The organism is Streptomyces sp. AC558_RSS880 (genome assembly GCF_019049255.1).
In the GTDB taxonomy this organism is placed as follows: Bacteria; Actinomycetota; Actinomycetes; order Streptomycetales; family Streptomycetaceae; genus Streptomyces.
Genome location: NZ_JAGMUJ010000084.1, coordinates 468104 through 490931, shown reverse-complemented (window position 1 = coordinate 490931; position 22828 = coordinate 468104). Strand labels below are relative to the sequence as shown.

Below are 22828 nucleotides of genomic sequence, written 5' to 3'. Positions count from 1 at the left end.
ACTGTGTACGAGCCGAACGTGGTCGGGGACTGGCAGGAGTACGACGAGCATGCCGGTCTGCGGGTCCGCGTCCACCGTCTGGAATCCGGCGAACCGCCGAAGGGACGGGACGACGCCGCCGAGGGGCTGACGTACTTCAGTGTCCGCGTGACCGTCGAGAATCGCGGCGACCGGCCTTTCTGCATTCACGTCGAGGACGGCCAGATCGACGTACGGACCGGTCCAGACGGTGAGAGCGCGTTCATCGACTGGCGCAACTCGCAATTCATCGAGGGCTTCGACGTCTACCCGCTGCGCCGCGCCACCGCCGTCCTCTACGCCGCCGGTCCCGAGGCGGCCCTGAGCCAGGTCGACGTCCAGGTCCAGCTGCGCGTCGACGAGGAGTGGGCCGGGCGCCGGCTGTGGGCGGGCGGCATCGGCGTGCACGAGGGGTCCGCGGGGGCGCCCGCGGGCGCGTGCCGGGACAGCCTCGCCCAGCAGGTGAGCGTCTTCCTGCAGGAACAGGCGGAGGAAGGCACCGCCTGAGCGCCGCGTCAGTGCGGGATGCCGTCGATGATCTCGCGGGCGCCCTGACGCAGCAGCGCCACGGCGACCGAGGTGCCGAGCGTGGCCGGGTCGAGCCGTCCCGCCCACTCGTGCGCGTTCAGCCGGGTCTTGCCGTCCGGGGTGAAGACACACGCCCGCAGGGACAGTTCGCCGCCGCGGTCCACCCGTGCGTAGCCGGCGATCGGGCTGTTGCAGTGCCCCTGCAGCACGTGCAGGAACATGCGTTCGGCGGCGGCCTCGCGATGGGTGTCCGGGTGGCCGAGGGCGCCGACCGCGTCGATCAGGCCGGTGTCGCCCTCACGGCACTGCAGTGCGAGGATGCCCGCGCCGATGGGCGGCATCATGGCCTCGGGGGAGAGCACCTCGCTGATCACGTCGGTGCGGCCGATCCGTTCCAGGCCGGAGACCGCCAGCAGCAGGGCGTCCGCCTCCCCGGCCGCGAGCTTCTCCAGCCGCCGGTTGGCGTTGCCGCGCAGCGGTACGCACGTCAGGTGCGGATGGGTGGCGGCCAGTTGGGCGACCCGGCGCACCGAGGAGGTGCCGATCCGGGTGCCGGGCGCGAGTTCGTCCAGGGTGAGGCCGTCCGGGTGCACGAGGGCGTCGCGGATGTCGTCCCGCTCCAGGAACGCGGCGAACACCGTGCCCGCCGGGAGCGGCCGGTCGGCGGGCACGTCCTTGACGCAGTGCACGGCGACGTCCGCCTCACCGGCGAGCAGCGCGGCGTCCACCTCCTTGGTGAACGCGCCCTTGCCCTCCACCTTCGACAGATCGCCGAGCCACTTGTCCCCGGTCGTCTTCACCGGTACGACCTCGGTGCGCACACCGGGACGGGCGGCGGCCAGCTCGGCCCGGACGCGCTCCACCTGGGCGAGCGCCATGGGCGAGTCGCGGGAGACGATGCGGATCAGTTCGGGGGCGGACATGCCGACACGATAGACCTTCGAAGGGCCCGCCCGGGCCGGGACGCCGAACGGCGCCCCGGCGTCAACGAGCCGTGTGCGTTCAGGCGTTCGGGTCGAACGGGATGCCGGAGGGCTTGGCCGCGGCGAGGTGGGAGGCGAAGCTGCCGTCCTTCAGCCCGAAGTGGGCGCTGCCGAAGTCGTACGAGCTGAGCTTGTCACGCAGTCCCGCCGGGTAGCCGTTCCAGCCGACCAGCGCCGGGTACTGCCAGCTGCCCCTGTGGTTCTCCGGCGGCTCGTCGCCCGAGCCGGCGAGGCGGAAGCAGTGGGTGCCGATGCCGTCCTTGTGGTACACGATCTTCGGATGCGTGCCGTCGAAGCGGACCGCCGACCGTGCGTGGACCGTGAACGAACCGTGGTTGGACGTCGAGACGTACTGGACGGTGTCGTTCTGCACCCACACCACGACGTGCTCCCAGTCGTGGCGGTGGCCCCCGAGGCTGGTGCCCGGCAGGGCCTGGTCCTTCTCGAAGTACAGGCCGTAGACGACGGCGCACCAGCCGTTGTTGCACTTGGCGCGGGAGTAGCCGTTGGTGTTGTCCAGGTCCGAGGCGTCACGGCAGTTGCCGTTGAGGGCGCCGGTCGGGTTGAGGCCGGTGTTGACGGAGCCGTCCGGGCCGATCGCCGCCGTCGGGTAGCAGCCGTCGGTGTCGTAGTCGTAGGCGGGCTGGTACGTCCGCTCCAGGGCGTCCGCGTTGGCCGGCAGGGCGGGCGGGGGTGCGGCGAAGGCGGTGGCGGGGAAGGCGATGACGAGCGCGGCCGCGCCGGCCAGGCCGGTCAGCCATCTCCTGCGGTGCGTTCGGAACGTGCTCGACGGCACTGCGTCCTCCTCATGGTCCGGGCGCAGCCAACGGCTGTGGGGGAATGGGGAGTTCAGCATTCCGGCTGGACGTATACATGCCAAGAGGGTGCAGGCGTACCGCTGGTGAAGCGCGGCCCAACACTCGCCGCGCCGGGTTCCGGATCGGGCCGGGTCGCCCGGAATGCCGGCCGCCGCCTCCTCGGGCGCGAGGTGCGGTCCCGGGCGCGGCCGGGACGGTTGCCGCGGTGTCGCCCCGGCGGCCGGGGGTGTGGGCGATTGATTGAGTTACGCAATGAGATGGTAAAGTGCGGTGCATGTCCACACCCGACGTCCCCGCCCCCGAGGAAGTGGCCGAGATCGAGCGCGCGCTCCACCGCCTCACCTATCTGAGCACGCGCGCACGTCAGCACGAGCGGCTGATGGCCCTGGCGGGTGTGCCGCTGGACCGGGCCGCCGTCGCGCTGCTGCGGCAGATGGCGGACACCGAGCCGATGCGGCCGGGGGAGCTGGCCGCCCGGCTGGGAGTGGAGGCCTCGCACGTCACGCGCACGGTGCAGCAGCTGCAGAAGACCGGCCATGTCACCCGCGTCCCGGACCCCGACGACCGCCGAGCCCAGCGCATCGAGCTCACCGAGGCCGGCCGGGAGGCCATCGCCCGGATCCGGGAGGCGGGGGTCCGGGGCATGCAGGTGGCCCTGGCCGACTGGTCGCCCGACGACCTGCGACAGCTCGCCGCCCTCTTCCACCGCATGGTGGACGACTTCCTCGCCCACGCCGCCGAGGAGCCGGAACCCGCCCGCGGTACCTGACGGCAGGCGTTCCGGGCGCTCGGGGCCGGTTTCGTCCGGCGCTCATCGTGCGTCCGGCTCGCGCGTCCTCGGCGGGGCCGGGGCCGGGGCGGGCTCACGCAGTCCCCACAGCAGCAGACGGCCCAGCAGGGGCAGGGCGATCAGGGGGAGCAGGGCCGTGCGGAGGGAGGTCGTGTCGGCCAAGGCGCCGAGGACGGGTGCCGACAGGCCGCCGACACTCACCGCCAGACCCAGGGTGACCCCGCTCGCCGTGCCGATCCGCCGGGGAAGGTAGTCCTGGCCGAGGGTGAGGTGCAGGGAGAAGGGCACGTACAGGCCCGCCGACGCCAGCGCCACGCACCCGTACACCGCGGGCCCCGGCACCAGCGCCACTCCGGCGACCGCGAGCACGGTCAGCGCGTACGAACGGCGCACCACCGTCAGCCTGCCGTACCGCTCGGCGAGCCGGCCCCCGGCCACCGTGCCCGCCGCCCCGCCGGCGTAGAGCACGCACAGCGCGGCCGTGCCGGCCGCCTCGCCGCCCCCGGTGCGCTCACGGACGTACAGCGAGACGAACGCGCTCAGCCCGACGAAGACGACCGACCGGCAGGCCACGGCGCCGGACAGGCGCAGGAAGGACGGCCAGTCGTCCCGCCCGGCCGGGACCGGGGCACCCGCGCCGCCCGCGCCGGGCCCCGCCGACCGTACGACCGCCGCGCACAGCGCCGCGCCCACCAGGGCCGGGACCACCAGCAGGGGAGAGGCGCGCAGCCCGCCCGTCGCGGCCACGGCGGCGACCAGCAGCGGCGCCAGGGCGAAACCCACGTTGCCGCCCAGGGAGAAGCGGCCCATCGCCGTATGGCTGCCGGCGGCCGCCGCGCGCGCCGCACGCGCGGCCTCCGGGTGGTAGGCGGCGACACCCGCTCCCGACACGGCGACCACCGCCAGCGTCAGCGCGTAGGAACCGGTGACCCCGCTGAGGGCGACACCGGTCCCGGCGGCCAGCGCGCTCACCGGCAGCAGCCACGGCATCGCCCACCGGTCGGTGAGCGCCCCGAACAGCGGCTGCACCAGCGACGACAGCAGGGAGGCGGCCAGGACGACCCCCGAGGCGGCGGCGTACGAGTAGGCGCGCTCGGCGACGAAGTACGGCACCAGGGCGGCCACGGCTCCCTGGTACACGTCCACACAGGCGTGTGCGACGGACATCAGCGCGATGGGGCGACGGCGGCCCACGGAGAGGAGATCTGCGGTCACCCCGCGATCCTCCGCGGGCGTCCGCCCGTCCCGCTTCCGTTAATCTGCCGACTTGTGTCGTACATCCGCCACGATCCGACCGCCCCCACCCGCGCACGGCACCTGTCCGCGGGGGAGCGGATCGACGCCCACCGGCACGACGACCACCAGATCGTCTACGCGGGCTCCGGCGTCGTCGAGGTGACCACCGACGCCGGCACCTGGTTCGCGCCCGGCACCCGCGCCATCTGGGTGCCCGCCGGGACCGTGCACGCCCACCGGGCGCACGGCAGGCTGGAGCTGTACCTGGTCGGGCTGCCCGCCGACGACAACCCGCCGGCCCTGGACTCCCCGGCCGTGCTCGCCGTCGGCCCGCTGCTGCGCGAGCTGATCCTCGCGTACACCCGCGACCCCGCCGACGACAGCCCCGAACGCGGTCGCCTGCTCACCGTGCTGCGGGACCAGCTGCGTGTCTCGCCCCAGCAGCCCCTGAAGCTGCCCGCGCCCGCCGACCCGCGGCTGGCCGCGGTGTGCGCGCTCGTCCACGCCGACCCGGCCGACGGGCGCACCCTGGCCGACCTCGGTGCGGCGGCCGGTGTCGGCGAACGCACCCTCAGCAGGCTCTTCCGCCACGAGTTCGGCATGACGTTCCCGCAGTGGCGCACCCAGTCGCGGCTCTACCACGCCCTGCGGATGCTGGCCGACGGACTGCCGGTGACGACCGTCGCGCACCGCTGCGGCTGGGCCTCCGCCAGCGCGTTCATCGACGTCTTCCGCCGCTCCCTGGGCTACACGCCGGGCGTGCACCGGCGGCGGTCCTGACGGGTCCGGAACCCGTCCGCCCCGCCACTACTTACCGTCGGGTAATATCGCGCGGCAGGTCATCAGAGGAGGAACCGTGTCCCGGTCCGAACGCTCGCCCCTGCTGCTCGCCGGCCTGCTGGCCGCCGCGGGCACCGCCCACTTCGCCGCCCCCCGGTGGTTCGACCACACCGTGCCGCGCTCCCTGCCCGGCTCGCCCCGGACCTGGACCTACGCCAGCGGCGCCGTCGAACTCGCGCTGGCCGCCGGGCTGGCGCTGCCCCGCACCCGCAAGGCCGCCGCACTGGCCGCGGCGGCCTTCTTCGTCGGCGTGTTCCCCGCCAACGTGAAGATGGCCGTCGACTGGCGGCACCGCCCCGCCCCGCAGAAGGCCGCGGCCCTCGGCCGGCTGCCCCTGCAGGTGCCGCTGGTGCTGTGGGCGCGCGGCGTCGCCAAGGGCGCGGAGGGCCGGTCGTGAGCGGGCGGGTGGAGAAGGGCGACACGGCTCCGGACTTCGCGCTCCCGGACGAGACCGGCACCGTCCGCCGGCTCTCGGAGCTGCTCGCCGAGGGGCCGGTGGTGCTGTTCTTCTACCCGGCCGCGCTGAGCCCCGGCTGCACCGCGCAGGCCTGCCGCTTCCGCGACCTCGCCGCCGAGTTCGCCGCGGTGGGCGCGCGGCCGGTGGGCATCAGCTCGGACGCCGTCGAACGGCAGGCGGAGTTCGCCGGACGGCACTCCCTCGGCATGCCCCTGCTGTCCGACGCCGACGGCACGGTCCGTGAGCGGTTCGGCGTGAAGCGGGGGATCGCCCTGGCGCCGACGAAACGGGCCACCTTCGTCATCGGCCGGGACCGCACCGTCCTGGAGGTCGTGCGCAGCGAACTGCGGATGAACACCCACGCGGACCGGGCGCTCGCCGCGCTCCGCGATCGCACCCCCTAGCCCGCCGGGGCACCCGGCCGCGGTTGAGAGCGGATGGCGATGGGCCGATGCTGGACCAATGGAAGATGCCTCCGCCGCGGTGGTCGTCGATGCCCGCGGCACCGTGACGGGGTGGAGCGAGGGCGCCCGGAGGCTGACCGGGTTCCCCACCGACGAGGCCGTGGGCCGCGGCGTGCGGGAACTGCTCGCCGGGGACGCGCCGCCCGGCACCCCGCCCGTGCCCTCCGGAACCGTTGCGGTGCGGCACCGCGATGGCCGTCTCGTACCGCTCCGGCTGACGGTCTGCCCCGTCTCCGGCGCGGGGGAGGCACCGAGCGGGTACGTGATCACCGCAGAGCCGGCCGAGTCCGCCGGACCGGCCGAGAGGTCGCTGGCGGGTCGGGCATTCCAGCAGGCGTCCCTGGCGGTGTCCGTCCTCGACGCCGAGCAGCGCTTCGTACGGCTCAACGACGCCGCCTGCGAGGTACTGGGCGGGCCCGAGGAGAGCCTGCTCGGACGGACCTACCTCGACACCGTGGGGCGGAGCGAACAAGCCCGCGGCGTCGACCGGCAGCTGCGCCGGGTCGCCGAGACCGGCGAGCCCCTGCACCACGAGAGCTTCGGCCGGGCGCCCTCCAGCTCCCGGGGCCATGCCTGGAACATCGAGATGTGGCCGGTGCGCGACCTCACCGGCGAGGTGGTCGGCACCGCGATGGCGGGCCTGGACAGCACCGAGCAGTACTACGCCCGACACCGGCTGGCGCTGCTGAACGAGGCCGCCACCGCCATCGGCACCACCCTGGACGTCGTACGCACCGCCGAGGAGCTCGTGGAACTCCTCGTGCCGACGCTCGCCGACTACGCCGCCGTCGACCTCTTCGACTGGGTCCTCCACGCCGACGAACCCCCGGTCCGGCCGGACACCGGGGTCGTACTGCGCCGGGTGGCGCACGGTTCCGCCGCCGAGGGCGCCCCCGAGGCGGCCGTGCGCCTCGGCCAGACGGACGTCTACCCGCCCTCCTCCCCGCCCGCGCGGGCGCTGCGCGAGTGCAGGGCGGTGCTCGCCCGCGCCGGCGAGCCGGACTTCGACCGGTGGATGGCCGAGCGCGGCGCCCCCGAGTGCGTCGCCGGCGTCCACTCGCTGCTGGCCGTGCCGCTGCGCGCCCGCGGCACCACCCTCGGCGTCGCGGTCGCCCTCCGCAACGTCCACCCCGAGGGGTACGCCGACGACGACGCCGCGCTCGCCGAGGAACTCGCCAGCCGCGCCGCCGTCTGTGTCGACAACGCCCGCCGCTTCGCCCGCGAACGCACCACCGCGCTGACGCTCCAGCGCAGCCTGCTGCCCAGGGAGCTGCCCGGCCAGGCCGCCGTCGAGGTCGCCCACCGCTATCTGCCCTCCGGGTCGGCGGCCGGCATCGGCGGCGACTGGTTCGACGTGATCCCGCTGGCCGGCAGCCGGGTCGCCCTGGTCGTGGGCGACGTCGTCGGCCACGGCATCCCCTCCACGGCCACCATGGGCCGGCTGTGCACGGCCGTACGCACCCTCGCCGACGTGGACCTCCCGCCCGACGAACTCCTCACCCACCTCGACGACCTGGTCACCCATCTCGCCTCCGACGACCGCGACGACGTCGGCGAACTCGGCGCCACCTGCCTGTACGCGGTCTACGACCCGGTCTCGCGCTTCCTCAGCGTGGCCGCCGCCGGGCATCCCCCGCCCGCCCTCGTCCTGCCCGACGGCACCTGCCGGCTCATCTCCGTGAACGCGGGCCCGCCGCTGGGTGTGGGAGGGCTGCCGTTCGAGGCGACGGAGCTCCAGCTGCCCGAGGGCTCCGTCGTCGCCCTCTACACCGACGGCCTGATCGAGGACCGCGACCGCGACATCGACCGTGCCACCGACGAGCTGCGCCGTGCCCTGTCGGTGCCCGCCGACTCGCTGGAGTCCCTGTGCGACGGCGTGCTGAAGGACGTACTGCCGAAGGAGCCCGGCGACGACGTGGCGCTGCTCCTGGCCCGCACCCGGGCCCTGGGCGCCGACCGGGTCGCCACCAGGAACGTGCCGCCGGACCCCGAGGAGGTGGCCGCCGCCCGGCAGTGGACCACCGACATGCTCACTGTGTGGGGACTGGACGAGATCGCCTTCATCACCGAACTCGTCGTCAGCGAACTGGTCACCAACGCCATCCGGTACGGCGCGCCGCCCATCCAGCTGCGGCTGATCCGCGACCGCACCCTCATCTGCGAGGTCGCCGACGCCAGCTCCACCTCACCGCATCTGCGCCGCGCCCACGTCTACGACGAGGGCGGCCGCGGACTGCTGCTGGTGGCCCAGCTCACCCAGCGCTGGGGCAGCCGCCAGACGGACGGCGGCAAGACGATCTGGGCGGAACAGCCGCTGCCGCAGCCCTGATCCGCCGCCCGGTCCCCGTCGGGCCCGGCCCCGGCACCGGGTCAGAACTCCTCGTGCACCTCCGGGTCCCCGCCGATCCGCCGGTGGGCGCGGTCGGCGATCGTCCGCATCTGGGCGGCGTCCAGTTCGAAGCCGAAGACGTCGAGGTTCGCGCGCTGCCGCCCCGGATCGGACGACTTGGGGACGGGGAGCACGCCCAGCTGGACGTGCCAGCGCAGCACCGCCTGGGCCGGGGTGACCCCGTGCGCCTCGGCGACGGCGGCCACGGCCAGGTCGTCCAGGAGCGTCGAGCCGCGGCCGAGCGGGCTCCAGCTCTCGACCAGCACGCCCTTGTCGGCGTGGTACGCGCGCAGTTCCTCCTGCGGGAAGAAGGGATGCAGCTCGATCTGGTTGACCGAGGGCAGCACCCCGGTCTCCTTCTCCAGCCGCTCGATGTGGGCGGGCGTGAAGTTGGAGACGCCGATCGACCGGACCAGGCCGTCCTCCCGCAGCCTGATCATGGCCTTCCAGGAGTCGACGTACCTGTCGACGCGGGGGAGCGGCCAGTGGATCAGGTAGAGGTCGACGTACTCCAGGCCGAGCCGGGCGCGGGACTCCTCGAAGGAGGCGAGGGTCTCCTCGTAGCCGTGGTGCCGGCCCGGGAGCTTCGTCGTCACGACGATCTCCTCGCGCGGGACGCCGGCCCGGGCCACGGCACGCCCGACACCGGTCTCGTTGCGGTAGTTGGCCGCCGTGTCGACGAGGCGGTAGCCCATCTGCAGGGCCTCGGCCACCGCCCGCTCCGCCTCGGCGTCGTCCATCGGCCAGGTGCCCAGGCCCAGGGCGGGGATCGTGGTGCCGTCGTTGAGGGTGTGACTCGGGATGCTGCTCACCAGGGTGCCTTCCCGTTGACAGTGTCGTCCTCCCAGCGTCGGGGACGAGGGGGTCAATGATCAACCGGACGGGTAGGGAGACCGGTGGTGACGACCGACGGAATGGGGGACGCATGACGACGCGCAGGGACGGCACGGGGGAGGGCACGGCGGTGGAGGTGCGTCCGGCGGCCGGGCACATCGGGGCCGAGATCACCGGCGTCGACCTCGCCGGCGATCTCGACGACGCCGTGACCGCCGCCATCAGGGCGGCGGTGCTCCGCTGGAAGGTGGTGTTCTTCCGCGGACAGCGCCTCGACCACGCCGGACACGTGGCGCTGGCCCGCCGGTTCGGCGAACCGGTCGTGCTGCCCCGGCGCGGCAGGGCCTCGCCGGCGGACTTCCCCGAGATCGAGACCACCGCCGACCGGCTGGAGCTCGGCGGACGCTTCGGCATGGAGCACGACGAGTGGCTGCGGCGCCGCCGTCACACCCTGCTGCGCGGCTGGCACTGCGACCACGGCGCCCGCGTCGACCCGCCGGCCGCGACGATCCTGCGCGCCGAGACCGTCCCGCCCTACGGCGGCGACACCACCTGGTCGAACCTGGCCGCGGCGTACGCCGGACTCTCCGCCCCGGTGCGGGAGTTCGCCGACCGGCTGCGCGCCGAGCACCGGCTGGGGGTCGGCTACCAGCCCCGCCCCGGCGACGACGCCTACCTGCGCCACCTGCTGGACCGTCAGACCGCCTCGGAGCACCCCCTGGTGCGCGTCCACCCGGAGACCGGGGAGCGGTTGCTGTTCGTCAACGGCTACTACGTCGAGCAGATCACCGGTCTGTCCCGCCCCGAGAGCGCGGCCGTCCTGGAGATGCTGCTGGAGCAGGCGACCCGGCCCGAGTACACCGTGCGGTTCCGCTGGGAGCCGGGCAGCGTGGCGTTCTGGGACAACCGGGCCACCATCCATCTGGCCCCGGGCGACACGGCCCACCTCGACCATCCGCGGATCATGCACCGGGTGATGCTCGCCGGTGACGTCCCGGTCGGCGTGGACGGACGGCCCTCGCGGCCGGTCACCGGTACCGCGCCGGGCCGCTGGTAGCGGTCCCGCGCCGGCATGAGGACCTCGGCACCAGGACCGGGTGGCCGGTCCGCCCGCCACCCTCACTCGAACTCGCTCGAACTCACTCGAACCGCGAGACGTCGCCCGCGCCTCGTCGTACGATCTCCGCCTCGCCGCCCGAGAAGTCGATCACCGTGGTCGGCTCGGTGCCGCAGTCGCCGGAGTCGAGCACCGCGTCCACCTGGTGGTCGAGCAGGTCCTTGATCTCCCAGCCCTGGGTCATCGGCTCGTCCTCGCCGGGCAGCAGCAGGGTGCTGGACAGCAGGGGCTCACCGAGTTCGGCCAGCAGGGCCTGGGTGACGACGTGGTCCGGGATGCGCACGCCGACCGTCTTCTTCTTGGGGTGCAGCAGCATCCGCGGCACCTCCTTCGTCGCGGGCAGGATGAACGTGTAGCTGCCCGGGGTCGACGCCTTCACCGCGCGGAACACGTCGTTGTCGATCCGTACGAACTGGCCGAGCTGCGCGAAGTCCCGGCACATCAGGGTGAAGTGGTGCCGGTCGTCCAGCTTGCGGATCGTGCGGATCCGGTCGATGCCGGCCCGGCTGCCCAGACGGCAGCCGAGTGCGTAGCAGGAGTCCGTGGGGTACGCGACCAGGGCGTCGGAGCGGATGCTCTCGGCGACCTGCGCGATGGTGCGCGGCTGGGGGTTGTCGGGGTGCACGTCGAAGTACTTCGCCATTCACCGAGCTTATGCCGCCCGCACGCGAGGACCGCGCACGCCGTCCCGGAGGCACGGTGCGCCGACGCGCCGGGATGAGCCGCGCGCACGGGTGAGGTAACGTCCCTGACCTGGGCGAAGACGGGTGAATGAGGGGAAGGCCGAGGTGGCAGGCCGTAGGGACGGAATCCGGCGGACGCCGGCGGCGGCCGGGGAGCATCCGGTGTGGGCGCGGGAACTGCTCGAGCATCTGCGTCCGGCCGGGCGTGACGTCGGCCGGGTCGTCGACTGGCTGGCCGCCACCGCGCACGCGGAGGTGTCCCTCCAGGACGCCGCCGGCACACTGCTCGCCGGGGCCCGGCTGCCGCTGGACGACTCCCTCGTCGCCGGCATCGGCTCCGGCCGGATCGCCTCCGCCGCCTGGGAGGGGGAGGGGCGCCATGTGCGCCTGGTGAAGATCGGACACCCCTCGGGGACCTGCGTGCTGGCCGTCTCCCGCGAGGCCCCCTTCGACCGGCACGCCTCCGACGTCGTCACGCACACCGCCCAGGTGATCGAACTCCTGCTGACCGCCCACGAGACCACCGCCGCCGGACACCGGCTGCGGCGGGCCACCGCCGATCTGCGCCTCGCGATCCTGCAGCTGCTCATGGTCGAGGACACCGTCGCCGCCCGCCGGGTCGCCGCCGGACTCTGGCCCGGCCTGCTCGACGCCGACACGGCCTGCGTCTACGTCGTCGAGTCCGCGCCCGCCCTGCGCGACCGGCTCGCCGCGGAGTGCCTGGACACCACGCGGGAGGAGGCGCTGGTCGTGCGCTGCCCGGCGATGGACGGGCACGTGATCGTCGTCAGCCCCCGCGAGGCCACCGCCGGCGAGCTGCGGTCGCTGGTCGCACGGCACCCGGACACCTTCCTCGGCGGCAGCGTGTGGCAGAGCCTCGCCCGTACCGCCACCGCGTACGGGCAGGCCGTCAGCGCCCTGGCGGTGGCGCGCTTCCGCGCCGACAAGACGGCCGTGTACGCCGAACGCACCCACCCGGAGCGGCTGATGGACCCCGCCGCGCTGCGCGGCTGGGCGGCCCGGGTGCTGCGCCCGCTCGACGCGCTGCCGCACCACACCCGCGCCGAACTCCTCGCCACCACCCGCCTCGGCCTGGAGTTCACCGCCGTCAACACCGCCAAGATCCTCGGCGTCAGCCGCAACACCGTGCGGGCCCGCATGGAGCGCGTCGAGACCATGCTCGGCGTGGACTTCGACGACGTCACCGTCCGCGCCGTGGTGCACCTGGCGCTCCACACCCAGATCAACCTCCTGGACGGGCAGGCGGGCGGCGACCCCGCGGCGCCCTCCCCGGGCCTCGCCGGCCTGCTGGCCGGCCCCGCCCTCGGCGGCTGGGCGCGGGAGCTGCTGGGGAGGCTGGAGGGGGACACCCGGAACGTGCGCCGCACCCTGTGCACCTGGATCGCCGCCGGGGGCAACGCCGAGCGGGCCGCGCAGAGCCTGGGCGTGCACGCCCAGACCGTGCGTGAGCACGTGCGCAGCGCCGAACCGGTCCTGGAACGCCAGTTGCTGGCCACCGGGGCCGACCTGTACGAGGTCGTGCTGGCCCATCTGGCGGTGGGTGACCTGGAACAGCCGGTGCTCACGGACGGGTGAACCGGGCCTTTCGGACTCAGTTGTGCACGGATGAGCCCTCCGGCGGCCACAGCGGGCATCGGTGCGCTACACAGCACCGCTCCGCAGCGCATAGTTTCGGCACACGGCGGGGGCACGACCGGAACGGGGGACCGGTCGCGCCCCGGCCCTTTTTGTCGCCGTGTGCCTTCGGCGGGGACGGGTACCCGACCGCCGCTGTGGAGGCCCGCGCCCCGGCACCGTGCGCCGGAGCGGGCGGGCCCGTAACGAGCACCGCGACGAGGAGGCCCGGATGACCAGCGAGACGGAGACCGGCGGCGTCACCGGCACGCAGGACAAGGACTACAACCTGATCTGGTACGTCGAGGCGTGCCTGAGCAACGCACTGCGCCTGGAGAGCTACATCCAGGACGCCGAGCGCGCCAAGGACACCGAGGTCGCCGATCTGTTCCGCAAGGCCCAGGCGGACAGCCGCAAGGGCGCGGAACTCGGCAAGGGGCTGCTGCGCGCCCGCCTGAACGGCGGCTGAGCACGCCGCTTCGCGAGGGCCCGGCCGCCGCGCACGACCGCGGCGGCCGGGCCCGTGCCGTCGCGGGCCGCCTCCCGCGCACGGCCTGACGCAACCGGCGGCTCCCCGAGTCGCCGACCGCGGTGATGCGCGGCAGCATGACCCTCGTACGCGCCACCGCGGGGGGTCGAGCAGCTCAAGGAGCCCACGATCATGACGGACGTTTCGAGCCGGGGCCCCGCTCCGGGCGACGACCGCAAGGTACTCACCAACCGGCAGGGCCATCCGGTCTACGACAACCAGAACCAGCGCACCGTCGGCTCCCGCGGCCCGGCCACGCTGGAGAACTACCAGTTCCTGGAGAAGATCAGCCACTTCGACCGGGAGCGCATCCCCGAACGCGTGGTGCACGCCCGCGGCGTCACCGCGTACGGATACTTCGAGGCGTACGGGAAGTGGGGCGACGAGCCCGTCTCCCGCTACACCCGCGCCAAGCTCTTCCAGGAGCAGGGCAAGCGCACCGACCTGGCCGTCCGCTTCTCCACCGTCATCGGCGGACGCGACTCCTCCGAGGCCGCCCGCGACCCCCGCGGCTTCGCGGTGAAGTTCTACACCGAGGACGGCAACTGGGACCTCGTCGGCAACAACCTGGGCGTCTTCTTCATCCGGGACGCGATCAAGTTCCCGGACGTCATTCACGCCCTCAAGCCCGACCCGGTCACCTTCGAGCAGCAGCCGCGCCGCATCTTCGACTTCATGTCGCAGACGCCCGAGTCGATGCACATGCTGGTCAACCTGTTCAGCCCGCGCGGCATCCCGGCGGACTACCGCCACATGCAGGGCTTCGGCGTGAACACCTACAAATGGGTCAACACCGAGGGCGACACCAAGCTGGTCAAGTACCACTGGATGCCCAAGCAGGGCGTGCGCAGCATGACCGCCGAGGACGCGGCGAACGTCCAGGCGGACGGACTCGGCCACGCCACCAAGGACCTGTACGAGGCGGTGGAGCGCGGCGAGTACCCCGAGTGGGAACTGCTCGTCCAGATGATGGACGACCACGACCACCCCGAGCTGGACTTCGACCCGCTGGACGACACCAAGACCTGGCCCGAGCAGGACTTCCCGCCCAAGCCGGTGGGCCGCATGGTGCTGAACCGGATGCCGGAGAACTTCTTCGCCGAGAACGAGCAGATCTCCTTCGGCACCGGCGTCCTCGTCGACGGACTGGACTTCTCCGACGACAAGATGCTCGTCGGCCGGACCTTCTCCTACAGCGACACCCAGCGCCACCGGGTCGGCCCGAACTACCTCCAGCTGCCGGTCAACCAGGCCAAGCACGCGGACGTGCGCACCAACCAGCGCGACGGGCAGATGACGTACCGCCAGGACAGCGCGGGCGAGAACCCGAGCGTGAACTACGAGCCGTCGATCACCGGCGGTCTGCGCGAGGGCCAGTACCCGACGCACGACGAGCAGGGCCCGGAGATCCGCGGCCGGCTCACCCGCGCGCGCATCGAACGCACCAACGACTACCTGCAGGCGGGCCAGCGGTACCTGCTGATGGAGGACTGGGAGCGCGACGACCTGGTGATGAACTTCGTCGATCTGATCTCCCAGTGCGACCGGCCGGTCCAGGAGCGCATGGTGTGGCACTTCCTGCTGGTCGAGAACGACCTCGGCCGCAGGGTCGGCGAGGGCCTCGGGATCATGCCGGAGGACGTCGCCCACCTGGAGCCCCTGGCGAGCCAGGACCTCACCGAGGAGGACCGCAAGCGGCTGGCCAGCCTCGGCGACAACCCGCCCCGCGACGTGCAGGGACTCACCATGACCCACTGCGTCCCCGACGAACGGCACGTGGTGACCCGCTAGAGACGGTCCGCCGACCGCGCCACCGCGAGCGCCTGCTCGGCGTAACCGCGCCCGAACAGCACGGCGTGCACCAGCAGCGGGAACAGCTGGTGCACGCCGACGCGCGTCCGCCACCCGCCGGCGAGCGGCGCCACCTCCCGGTAGCCGTCCAGCACCGCGTCCAGATGGGGGCAGCCGAAGAGGGCGAGCATCGCCAGGTCGGTCTCCCGGTGCCCGCCGTGGGCGGCCGGGTCGATCAGCCGGACGTGTCCGTCGGCGCCCCAGAGCACATTGCCGTTCCACAGGTCGCCGTGCAGCCGCGCGGGCGGTTCGGCGGGCCCGGAGAGCTCCGGCAGCCGCTCACAGACCCGCTCGACGACGCCCGCCTCACCGGTGGTGACGGTGCCGTCGTCGACCGCCCGGCGCAGATACGGCAGCACCCGGTGCCCGGCGTACCAGCCGGGCCAGTCGTCCCCGGTGACGTTGCGCATCGGGGCGAGCCCGATGAACGCCTCCACCGGGCCGCCGGGCGGCGGCGCCCCGAAGGCCGGCGCGCCGGCGGCGTGCAGCGCGGCCAGCTCCCGGCCGAACCGCAGCGCCGCCTCCCGGCCGGGCGGCCCCTGCGCCACCCGGTCGACGACCAGCCGGTGCGCGTCGTGACCGTGCACCGCCGGTACCCGCACCGTCCCGGTCCCGGCCAGCCAGCGCAGCCCCGCCGCCTCGGCGCGCACGGCCCCCGCCCCGTCGGCGCTCTTGACGACCACCACCCGGCCGTCGTCGAGGACGGCCTCGGCGAGTGAGCCGGACAGCGTACGCACACCGGTCACCGCCCGCCCGGTGAACCGGGCCGCCACGGCCCCGGGCCCGTCACCGTCCCGGGCGGCCGGACCGGGAGGGAAGCTCATGGGCGGACTCCTCACGTACGGGTGCGCGGGCGAGCGGTCGTGCCCAGGATACGAACTCCCCGCACGCCCGCGTTCGCCGTCGGCCGGTCACGCGGGACGGTGAAATCCCGGCCCCCGCCGATCGAAGGAAACCGCGCCGGGGGAGCACTCGGAGCATGACGAGTTCATCGTTCCAGCGCACCCTCACCCTGCCCGCCGCGCTGTGCGAGCAGGCCGCACAGCATCTGGAGCAGGCCGCCCGGCGGACCGTCGACGGCGCCGGAATCCCGCTGAAGGCGTTCCGCGCGGCCGCCGACAGCGACTACACCCTCCCGGTGTCCGTGGTGGAGCAGGCGGCGGGCTGCCTGCTGGTCCTGGCCACGGAGACCGCCCAGACCGTACGGCCCTCGGTCCTGCGCACCACCATCGGCGTCGCCCTGTGCCTGCGCGACGCCGTCCAGGCCGTCCACCGGCCCGCGCTCACCACCCGCTTCTGGTGAGGGCGCGCCGAATGGTCCCCGCCCGGCGGGGAACCCGGCGCACCTCCACCACCCACATCTCCAGGAGAAGGCATGAGTCTGTTGCGCGTCCTCGGCCGGCCGATGCTGGCGTCGATGTTCGTCGCGGGCGGACTGGATTCCGTCCGCAACCCCCAGAACGTCGCCCCGATCGCCGAGTCCGTCGTGAAGCCCCTCACCGACCGCGTCGCGGTGCTGCCGGACCGCACCGAGGACGCCGTGCGCCTCAGCGGCGCCGTCCAGGTCGTGGGCGGGCTGCTGCTGGCCACCGGACGTCTGTCCCGCCCGGCCGCGCTCGCGGTCGCCGCCACGCTCGTGCCCACGACGCTGGCCGCCCACCGCTTCTGGGAGGAGGAGGACCCCGGTCAGCGCATGCAGCAGCGCATCCACTTCCTGAAGAACCTGTCCATGCTCGGCGGCCTGCTGATCGCCGCCGACGACACCGGCGCGGCCCCCTCGCTGCTCTGGCGGAGCCGGCACGCCGCCCATGATCTGCGCCGCGACGCCCACCTCGTACGCCGGTCCGTCCGGGCCGGGGCCGGACCCGCCGCGGCGGCCGGCCGGGTCCGGGCCAAGCTGTCCTGCTGACCCGCCGGACCGCGTTAGCTCCCCGGAGGCGGGGGGACTCGTGGGCGGGTGGCCCCGGCCGGGTGCCACCACGAACCGGAGGTGAAGGACATGGGACACGGAGGCAACGTCATCGACGAACTGGTGACCGATCACCGGGAGGTCGAGGAACTCTTCGGCAAGATCGAGGAACTGCCGCCGGGCCACAAGGACCGCAAGACGTACGCCGACCAGGTCACCATCGAGCTGATCCGGCACTCGGTGGCCGAGGAGGCGTACCTCTACCCGGCCGTGCGGGAGCACGTGGAGAACGGGGACGCGCTGGCCGATCGTGAGCTCGAGGACCACGCCACGGCCGAGCGGACGATGAAGGACCTGGAGGGCTGCGACGCGGGCGACGCCGAGTTCGACCGGCTCATCGGCATGCTGATGAGCGAGATCCGGGAGCACATCGCCGACGAGGAGCAGAACCTGTTCCCGATGCTGCGCGCCGCCTGCTCCCCGGAGCAGCTCGACCGGCTCGGCGACAAGGTCCGGCAGGCGAAGAAGACGGCCCCGACCCGGCCGCACCCGGCCGCCCCGGACAAGCCCCCGGCGAACAAGCTGCTGGCACCGGGCGCCGGGATGGTGGACCGGGTCCGGGACGCGCTGAGCGGACGCGGAAAGCTCGGCTGACGCGGGGGCGCGGAAGGGGCATGGGGTGGGGCCCGTCACCACGGTGACGGGCCCCACCCCATGCCCGTCCCCGGCCGCTGTGAGCAACCACACTCACACCCCAAGTCCCCCGCGTCACCGCCCTTTTGACGCCCGCATCCCCATGATCCCCGGCCGCTCGGAAACGACTCGGCGGTCCCTTCTGCCACGATGGGCCGCGCCCTGTCCGGGTGACGGGAGCCGCCGCGCAGCGCAGCCGGCGTTCCGCTTCCCGCGCCCCCTCCGCTGAGTCCTTCGACTCGTCCTCCCGAGTGGCGCCCCTGTGTCTTCCCCGCCCACCCCTGCCCAGCCCGAGTCCCGCTCGCCCTGGCGCTCCCTGCGGCACCGCAGCATGCGTTGGTGGTCCGTCGCGAACTTCGTGTCCAACGCCGGTACGTGGATGCAGCTCACGGTGCAGAACCTGCTGGTCCTCCAGATCACCGGGTCCGCCGCCGCCACGGGTCTGTCCATGTCCGTGCAGGCCGCCCCGGCCCTGCTCATGAGCGTCCTCGGCGGCGCGGCGGTCGACCGCTGGCCGCGGAAGCTGACGGCCGCCGTCAGCCAGGCGCTGCTGGCCGTGATCGCGTTCACCACGGCCACCCTGGTGGCGCTGGACCGGCTCGACATGACGTCCCTGATGGTGCTGGCCGCCGTCACCGGCGTCGTCGCCACCGTCGACAACCCGGCGTGCGCCCTGCTGGGCAACGACCTCGTCCCCGCCGAGGACGTGCCCTCCGCCATCGGCGTGGGCGCGCTGGTGTTCAACGCGGGCCGGCTCGCGGGCGCCGCGCTCGCCGGGGTGACGGTCGGGTTCCTCGGCACGGCCGCCGCCTACTTCGCCAACGGGTTCTCCTTCCTCTTCGTGACCGCGGTCATCCCGTTCCTGCGCCCGGCGGCAGGGGCGGTCCGGCACGTCGTCGAGAAGGGCGGGAAGAGCAAGCGCCCGCAGCCCGCCATGACCGTCCGCGAGGGGATCGCCTTCTTCGCCCGCCGCCCGCGGCTGCTCGCGCTCGCCGGGGTGACCGGCGTCAGCGCGGTCTTCGGCCGCAACTACGGGCTCACGCTCGCCGTCCTGGTCACCGGACCGCTCGCGGGCGGAGCCGGGGCGTTCGGCACGGTGTCCACCGTCCTCGCGGTCGGCGGCATCCTCGGCGCGGTGCTCGGCGCACGGCTGCGCCGGCCGTCCGTGCGGCTGGTCGGCGCCCTCGCGGCGACGGGCGCGCTGCTGCAGGTGGTGGCGGGGATGTCACCGTCGCTGGCCGTGCTGCTGGTGCTGGTGCTGCCCATGGCCGTCGTCGAGTCCGTCTCCGACACCGCCGGAACGGCCGTCCTGCAGACCGACCCGCCCGCCCACCTGCGTGGACGCGTGCTCGGCGTCTGGGGAAGCATCGGCACCGTGTGGAGCCTGGGCGGCCCGCCCGCCCTGGGCCTCCTCATGGAACTGGCCGGCCCGCGCGGCGCCCTGATCACCGGCGGTCTGATCATCGCCGCGTCGATCGCGGCAGGCCACCTCCTCCACACCCGCCGCACTCAGGCCCCGGTGATTCTCCGCCGGGCCACCCTGGAAACAGCGGCGTGACAACCAGCCCCTCCGGCGTTTGAGGAGCGGGGTCCGGGGCAGAGCCCCAGGTCGGGACGGGAAGGGGCGGCGGGGGCGAAGAACCTCCCCGCCCCACCCCCGCTCACCCGTCCGGCGCCCGAAGGGCCACCGCCGCCGCCTCAGCCGCCCGCCGGGCCAGCGCGGTCGTGGACCGCCCGTCCAGATACGGCAGCACCACCGCCTGCCCGCCCCAGGAACGCAACACCTCTGCCTCCGGCAGCTCCTGCACGGAGTAGTCCCCGCCCTTCACCCACACATCGGGCCGCAACCGCCCCAGCACCGCCTCGGGCGTGTCCTCCTCGAAGACCACCACCGCGTCCACGCTCCCCAGCGCCGCCAGCACCCTCGCCCGGTCCGCCACCGGCGTCAGCGGCCGCCCCGCCCCCTTCCGCCGCGTGACCGACGCATCGGAGTTCAGGCACACGATCAGACAGTCACCGACCCGCCGCGCGCTCTCCAGCAGCCCGACGTGTCCCGCGTGCACCAGATCGAAGCAGCCCCCCGTGGCGACCACCGTCCCTCCGCGCGCCCGCACCCCCTCCGCCAGCTCGAACGCGTCGGCGGCCGGATCGTGCGCGGGACCGGGCACGGCCGGCGCGTGCCACAGCTCCGGGTTCCCCGCCCCGCCCGCCGCGACGAACGCCGCCGCCTCGGCGACCGCCCGCTGCAGCGCCTCCTCCGGCAGCAGCCCGTCGGCCAGCGCCGCGACCGTCGTCGCCGCGAAGCAGTCACCTGCGCCGCACGGATCCCCGTCCGCCCGGAACGGCGCCGGGATCAGCATCGGCGTACCCCCGCCGGGCCGGGTCAGCAGCACCCCGCGGTCCCCGAGCGTCACCGCGACCCCCGCCGCCCGCCAGCGCTCCGCCAGTTCCGTCCCGCGCGCGGCGAAGGCGCCCAGCGACACGCCGGACACCCCCGGCGCCCCCGGCGCACCCGCGCACAGGGCGACCGCCTCCGCCGCGTTGGGCGTGACGAGGCGCGCCCCCGGTACCGGCGGGTCGCCCTTGGGATGCGGGTCCCACACCAGGGGGGTGCGCCGGGCCGCGTCCGCCAGATGCGGACGCACGGCCCCCGCGGTGTGCCGTCCGTAGTCCGCGACGAGGACGGCGTGCGCGCCCGCGAGCGCCTCGCGCACCGCCTCGTCCGGCTCGCCCGGCGTCCCGCCGCCCCGGTCGATGCGCACCACGGGCCGCCCGCCCGCCAGCACCCGCGTCTTCACCGGCAGCGTGCCGTGCAGCGGCAGCTCCAGCAGCCGGACCCGGCCGCCGAGCTCCCGGCGCACGGCCTCGCTGGCCGGGTCGTCGCCGAGCGCGGTCACCAGCACCACGTCCCGGCCGCCGCGGGCCGCGAGCGCGGCGGCCAGCCCGGCCCCGCCCGGATGCCGGCGGTCACCGGTGACGTCGACGACCGGGGCGGGCGCGTCCGGGGCCAGCCGGGTCGCGACCCCCTCGATGTCCTCGTCGAGCAGGACGTCCCCCACCACCACCAGCGGCTTCGGGCCGGTCATGACATCCTCCCGGGGACGGTCGCCGCACTCCGAGCGAGCGGCGCGGCCACGGCGGCGTCGAAACACTCGCAGAGCAGGTGCACGGCGACCAGATGCGTCTCCTGGACGGTCGCGGTGCTGCCCGCCGCCACGCACAGCGCCTCGTCCGCGGCCTCCGCCAGCGGGTTCGGGCCGGGCCCGGTGAGCGCCCAGACCCGCAGCCCGGCCCGCCGGGCCGTCACCGCCGCCGCGATCAGATTGGCGCTGCGTCCCGAGGTGGACAGCAGCATCAGCACGTCGCCGGGGCGCCCGTGTGCGGTCACCTGGCGGGCGTAGACGTGGTCGAAGCCGTAGTCGTTGCCGATGGCGGTGACGCTGGAGGTCTCCGCGTGCAGGGCGAGCGCCGAGTAGGCGCGCCGCTCCCGGCGGTAACGGCCGACCAGCTCGGCGGTCAGGTGCTGGGCCTGGGCGGCGCTGCCGCCGTTGCCGGCGGCCAGCAGCCGTCCGCCGTCGGTGAGGACGGCGGCGAGGCGCCCGCCCCAGTCGGCGATCCGGGGCAGGCCGCTCCGGCGGAAGCCGTCGAGGGCCTCCTGGAGCGACCGGCAGTGCAGTTGGGCGGCGTCGAGCGCGGGGTGTTCGGTCATGGTGTTCCGGGCGTGCCGCCTCGGGGGGACGACGGCGGGACCCGCACCTCCTTCCAGGGTCGGGCACCGGCGGGTCAGCCGGTTCCGGTCGCGGCGGGCTCGGCGTCGAGGACCTCGCAGTACGCCTCCTCGGTGGCCGCGGCGATCAGCGGCCAGCCGTAGCGGCTGAGCACCCGGCGGCGGCCGGCCGCCCCGCAGACCCGACGGGCCGCCGGATCGGCGAGCAGGCCGGCCACGGCCCGGGCCAGTGCCTCGGGGTCGCCGGGCGGCACCAGCCGGCCGGTGCCGGGATCGGCGACCGTGTCGAGCTGACCGCCGACCGCGGTGGCCACCACCGGACGGCCGCAGGCCATGGCCTCCAGCGGGACGATCCCGAAGGGCTCGTAGTCGGCGGGGCACAGCACCACGTCGGCGGAGCGCAGCAGCGCCGGCACCCGCCCGGCGTCCACCCCGCCGGTGAACCGGACCCGGTCGGCGACCCCGGCGTCCCGCGCGACGCCGCGCAGCCGGCGCACCTCCGGGTCGTCGTCGAGGCGGTCCGCGGGGGGACCGCCGACCACCAGCAGCTCGGTGCCGGGCAGCCGGGCCAGCGCGGCCAGCGACACCGCGGCGCCCTTGCGCGGCACCAGCCGCCCGAGCTGCACCAGCCGGTACCGGAACGGGCCGCGCGGCGCGACCGGGCCCACCGGCGTGAACCGGTCCGTGTCGACGCCGCACGGCACGACGCCGATCCGGTGCGCCGGCACACCCATCCGGATCAGCTCGGCGACCTCGTCCCGGCAGGTGGCGACGACCCGGTCGCAGCCCAGCCCCACCTCGATCTCGCAGCCGATCCGTTCCGGCGGACTGGTGTCGGCGAGCCGCTGGTGCCGGCGCTTCACCGTGCCCAGCGCGTGGTACGTGTGCAGCAGGGGCAGCCCCAGCTCCCGGGCCGCCCCCAGCGAGGCCAGCCCCGACATCCAGTAGTGCGAGTGCGCCACGTCCGGGGGGCGCGCCCGCCACGCCCGGGCCAGCAGGCGCCCGAACTCGCCCATGTACGGCAGCAGCCGGTCCTTGGGGACCGGCTCGGCGGGGCCCGCCGGGACGTGGTGCACCTCGACACCCTCGCGCAGCGTCACCCGGTCGGGCAGGCCGGGCGCGTCGCGGCGGGTGTGCACGGTGACGCGGTGACCGCGGTCGGCGAGCGCCCCGGCCAGGGCGGCGACATGGACGTTCTGCCCGCCGGCGTCCACCCCGCCGAGGGTGGCGAGCGGGCTCGCGTGCTCCGAGACCAGGGCGATGGACAGCACGCCCGGGGCGAGCGGGCCGGAAGCGGGGGTCATGGGCGCACCTCCGTGGGGAGAGA

Annotated in this window: 23 protein-coding genes; 14 read left to right on the top strand and 9 right to left on the bottom strand. The window is 74.4% G+C overall.

Annotated elements, in window-relative coordinates; genetic code table 11:
* The first annotated feature begins 3 nt into the window (after nucleotides 1-3).
* Entirely contained in the window at nucleotides 4-525 is a 522-nt protein-coding gene (locus KUM38_RS26990; RefSeq protein WP_217132744.1) for a hypothetical protein, read from the top strand.
* An 8-nt stretch (nucleotides 526-533) separates the two neighbouring features.
* Here the strand turns inward: KUM38_RS26990 and hemC are convergent, their stop codons facing one another.
* Both hemC and KUM38_RS26980 read right to left on the bottom strand, forming a co-directional pair.
* A complete protein-coding gene (hemC, locus tag KUM38_RS26985) occupies nucleotides 534-1469 on the bottom strand; it encodes a hydroxymethylbilane synthase (RefSeq protein WP_217132742.1) in 936 nt (311 codons plus the stop codon).
* A gap of 79 nt (nucleotides 1470-1548) precedes the next feature.
* Nucleotides 1549-2325, bottom strand: a complete 777-nt coding sequence (locus KUM38_RS26980; RefSeq protein ID WP_217132739.1) for an NPP1 family protein — start codon at nucleotides 2323-2325, stop codon at nucleotides 1549-1551.
* A gap of 296 nt (nucleotides 2326-2621) precedes the next feature.
* Between KUM38_RS26980 and KUM38_RS26975 the strand changes: the two genes are divergently transcribed.
* The gene (locus KUM38_RS26975) at nucleotides 2622-3116 is read left to right on the top strand and encodes a MarR family winged helix-turn-helix transcriptional regulator (protein ID WP_217132737.1); all 495 of its coding nucleotides are present in this window, start codon (nucleotides 2622-2624) and stop codon (nucleotides 3114-3116) included.
* 42 nt (nucleotides 3117-3158) lie between these two features.
* Here KUM38_RS26975 and KUM38_RS26970 read toward each other — a convergent pair whose 3' ends face one another.
* The gene (locus KUM38_RS26970; protein WP_217132829.1) at nucleotides 3159-4304 is read right to left on the bottom strand and encodes an MFS transporter; all 1146 of its coding nucleotides are present in this window, start codon (nucleotides 4302-4304) and stop codon (nucleotides 3159-3161) included.
* A gap of 102 nt (nucleotides 4305-4406) precedes the next feature.
* On the opposite strand from KUM38_RS26970, the gene KUM38_RS26965 reads away from it, so the two are divergent.
* From KUM38_RS26965 to KUM38_RS26950, 4 genes are all read left to right on the top strand, one after another.
* On the top strand, nucleotides 4407-5153 hold the full coding sequence (locus KUM38_RS26965) for a helix-turn-helix transcriptional regulator (protein WP_217132735.1): 747 nt from the start codon (nucleotides 4407-4409) through the stop codon (nucleotides 5151-5153).
* A 76-nt stretch (nucleotides 5154-5229) separates the two neighbouring features.
* Nucleotides 5230-5610, top strand: coding sequence for a DoxX family protein (locus KUM38_RS26960; RefSeq protein ID WP_217132733.1), 381 nt, complete (start codon nucleotides 5230-5232; stop codon nucleotides 5608-5610).
* Nucleotides 5607-6074, top strand: coding sequence for a peroxiredoxin (locus KUM38_RS26955; RefSeq protein WP_308409053.1), 468 nt, complete (start codon nucleotides 5607-5609; stop codon nucleotides 6072-6074). The genes KUM38_RS26960 and KUM38_RS26955 overlap by 4 nt, the downstream gene beginning before the upstream one ends.
* Nucleotides 6075-6132: 58 nt before the next feature.
* The gene (locus KUM38_RS26950) at nucleotides 6133-8463 is read left to right on the top strand and encodes a SpoIIE family protein phosphatase (RefSeq protein WP_217132731.1); all 2331 of its coding nucleotides are present in this window, start codon (nucleotides 6133-6135) and stop codon (nucleotides 8461-8463) included.
* A gap of 41 nt (nucleotides 8464-8504) precedes the next feature.
* Here the strand turns inward: KUM38_RS26950 and KUM38_RS26945 are convergent, their stop codons facing one another.
* Entirely contained in the window at nucleotides 8505-9335 is an 831-nt protein-coding gene (locus KUM38_RS26945) for an aldo/keto reductase (protein WP_217132730.1), read from the bottom strand.
* A gap of 113 nt (nucleotides 9336-9448) precedes the next feature.
* Between KUM38_RS26945 and KUM38_RS26940 the strand changes: the two genes are divergently transcribed.
* On the top strand, nucleotides 9449-10414 hold the full coding sequence (locus KUM38_RS26940; RefSeq protein ID WP_217132728.1) for a TauD/TfdA family dioxygenase: 966 nt from the start codon (nucleotides 9449-9451) through the stop codon (nucleotides 10412-10414).
* Nucleotides 10415-10496: 82 nt separating this feature from the next.
* Here KUM38_RS26940 and KUM38_RS26935 read toward each other — a convergent pair whose 3' ends face one another.
* Nucleotides 10497-11117: an L-threonylcarbamoyladenylate synthase gene (locus KUM38_RS26935; protein ID WP_217132725.1), complete on the bottom strand. Its 621-nt coding sequence runs from the start codon at nucleotides 11115-11117 to the stop codon at nucleotides 10497-10499.
* 145 nt (nucleotides 11118-11262) lie between these two features.
* Here KUM38_RS26935 and KUM38_RS26930 point away from each other — a divergent pair, with 145 nt between their 5' ends.
* The 3 genes from KUM38_RS26930 (at nucleotide 11263) to KUM38_RS26920 (ending at nucleotide 15112) form a co-directional block, all read left to right on the top strand.
* Nucleotides 11263-12753 (top strand): helix-turn-helix domain-containing protein, encoded by a 1491-nt coding sequence (locus tag KUM38_RS26930; protein WP_217132723.1) that lies wholly within the window; start codon nucleotides 11263-11265, stop codon nucleotides 12751-12753.
* 271 nt (nucleotides 12754-13024) lie between these two features.
* Nucleotides 13025-13261 (top strand): hypothetical protein, encoded by a 237-nt coding sequence (locus tag KUM38_RS26925; protein WP_030869562.1) that lies wholly within the window; start codon nucleotides 13025-13027, stop codon nucleotides 13259-13261.
* 192 nt (nucleotides 13262-13453) lie between these two features.
* Complete coding sequence (locus KUM38_RS26920) at nucleotides 13454-15112, top strand: catalase (protein WP_217132721.1); 1659 nt, start codon at nucleotides 13454-13456, stop codon at nucleotides 15110-15112.
* On the opposite strand, the gene KUM38_RS26915 is transcribed toward KUM38_RS26920, so the two are convergent.
* The gene (locus KUM38_RS26915; RefSeq protein WP_217132719.1) at nucleotides 15109-15996 is read right to left on the bottom strand and encodes a fructosamine kinase family protein; all 888 of its coding nucleotides are present in this window, start codon (nucleotides 15994-15996) and stop codon (nucleotides 15109-15111) included. The genes KUM38_RS26920 and KUM38_RS26915 overlap by 4 nt on opposite strands.
* Before the next feature lie 155 nt (nucleotides 15997-16151).
* On the opposite strand from KUM38_RS26915, the gene KUM38_RS26910 reads away from it, so the two are divergent.
* The 4 genes from KUM38_RS26910 (at nucleotide 16152) to KUM38_RS26895 (ending at nucleotide 19332) form a co-directional block, all read left to right on the top strand.
* Complete coding sequence (locus KUM38_RS26910) at nucleotides 16152-16475, top strand: hypothetical protein (RefSeq protein ID WP_217132717.1); 324 nt, start codon at nucleotides 16152-16154, stop codon at nucleotides 16473-16475.
* 72 nt (nucleotides 16476-16547) lie between these two features.
* On the top strand, nucleotides 16548-17081 hold the full coding sequence (locus KUM38_RS26905; RefSeq protein WP_217132715.1) for a DoxX family protein: 534 nt from the start codon (nucleotides 16548-16550) through the stop codon (nucleotides 17079-17081).
* 90 nt (nucleotides 17082-17171) lie between these two features.
* A complete protein-coding gene (locus tag KUM38_RS26900; RefSeq protein ID WP_217132713.1) occupies nucleotides 17172-17735 on the top strand; it encodes a hemerythrin domain-containing protein in 564 nt (187 codons plus the stop codon).
* A 301-nt stretch (nucleotides 17736-18036) separates the two neighbouring features.
* Entirely contained in the window at nucleotides 18037-19332 is a 1296-nt protein-coding gene (locus KUM38_RS26895) for an MFS transporter (RefSeq protein ID WP_217132711.1), read from the top strand.
* A gap of 103 nt (nucleotides 19333-19435) precedes the next feature.
* Here the strand turns inward: KUM38_RS26895 and rfaE2 are convergent, their stop codons facing one another.
* The 3 genes from rfaE2 to KUM38_RS26880 all read right to left on the bottom strand — a co-directional run bounded on the left by rfaE2 (nucleotide 19436) and on the right by KUM38_RS26880 (nucleotide 22805).
* Nucleotides 19436-20860, bottom strand: coding sequence for a D-glycero-beta-D-manno-heptose 1-phosphate adenylyltransferase (gene rfaE2, locus KUM38_RS26890; protein ID WP_217132709.1), 1425 nt, complete (start codon nucleotides 20858-20860; stop codon nucleotides 19436-19438).
* Nucleotides 20857-21483 carry an SIS domain-containing protein gene (locus tag KUM38_RS26885; protein ID WP_217132707.1) on the bottom strand — a complete coding sequence of 209 codons (627 nt, stop codon included), beginning with the start codon at nucleotides 21481-21483 and terminating at the stop codon, nucleotides 20857-20859. The genes rfaE2 and KUM38_RS26885 overlap by 4 nt, the downstream gene beginning before the upstream one ends.
* Nucleotides 21484-21557: 74 nt before the next feature.
* Nucleotides 21558-22805 (bottom strand): glycosyltransferase, encoded by a 1248-nt coding sequence (locus tag KUM38_RS26880; protein ID WP_217132705.1) that lies wholly within the window; start codon nucleotides 22803-22805, stop codon nucleotides 21558-21560.
* Between the last annotated feature and the right edge of the window lie 23 nt (nucleotides 22806-22828).

Excerpts from the sequence above, each read along its gene's own strand:
- hemC (WP_217132742.1), bottom strand. The coding sequence starts at position 1,469 with ATGTCCGCCCCCGAACTGATCCGCATCGTCTCCCGCGACTCGCCCATG.
- KUM38_RS26975 (WP_217132737.1), top strand. The coding sequence starts at position 2,622 with ATGTCCACACCCGACGTCCCCGCCCCCGAGGAAGTGGCCGAGATCGAG.
- KUM38_RS26970 (WP_217132829.1), bottom strand. The coding sequence starts at position 4,304 with ATGTCCGTCGCACACGCCTGTGTGGACGTGTACCAGGGAGCCGTGGCC.
- KUM38_RS26950 (WP_217132731.1), top strand. The coding sequence starts at position 6,133 with ATGGAAGATGCCTCCGCCGCGGTGGTCGTCGATGCCCGCGGCACCGTG.
- KUM38_RS26940 (WP_217132728.1), top strand. The coding sequence starts at position 9,449 with ATGACGACGCGCAGGGACGGCACGGGGGAGGGCACGGCGGTGGAGGTG.
- KUM38_RS26935 (WP_217132725.1), bottom strand. The coding sequence starts at position 11,117 with ATGGCGAAGTACTTCGACGTGCACCCCGACAACCCCCAGCCGCGCACC.
- KUM38_RS26925 (WP_030869562.1), top strand. The coding sequence starts at position 13,025 with ATGACCAGCGAGACGGAGACCGGCGGCGTCACCGGCACGCAGGACAAG.
- KUM38_RS26920 (WP_217132721.1), top strand. The coding sequence starts at position 13,454 with ATGACGGACGTTTCGAGCCGGGGCCCCGCTCCGGGCGACGACCGCAAG.
- KUM38_RS26915 (WP_217132719.1), bottom strand. The coding sequence starts at position 15,996 with ATGAGCTTCCCTCCCGGTCCGGCCGCCCGGGACGGTGACGGGCCCGGG.
- KUM38_RS26910 (WP_217132717.1), top strand. The coding sequence starts at position 16,152 with ATGACGAGTTCATCGTTCCAGCGCACCCTCACCCTGCCCGCCGCGCTG.
- KUM38_RS26905 (WP_217132715.1), top strand. The coding sequence starts at position 16,548 with ATGAGTCTGTTGCGCGTCCTCGGCCGGCCGATGCTGGCGTCGATGTTC.
- KUM38_RS26900 (WP_217132713.1), top strand. The coding sequence starts at position 17,172 with ATGGGACACGGAGGCAACGTCATCGACGAACTGGTGACCGATCACCGG.
- rfaE2 (WP_217132709.1), bottom strand. The coding sequence starts at position 20,860 with ATGACCGGCCCGAAGCCGCTGGTGGTGGTGGGGGACGTCCTGCTCGAC.
- KUM38_RS26885 (WP_217132707.1), bottom strand. The coding sequence starts at position 21,483 with ATGACCGAACACCCCGCGCTCGACGCCGCCCAACTGCACTGCCGGTCG.
- KUM38_RS26880 (WP_217132705.1), bottom strand. The coding sequence starts at position 22,805 with ATGACCCCCGCTTCCGGCCCGCTCGCCCCGGGCGTGCTGTCCATCGCC.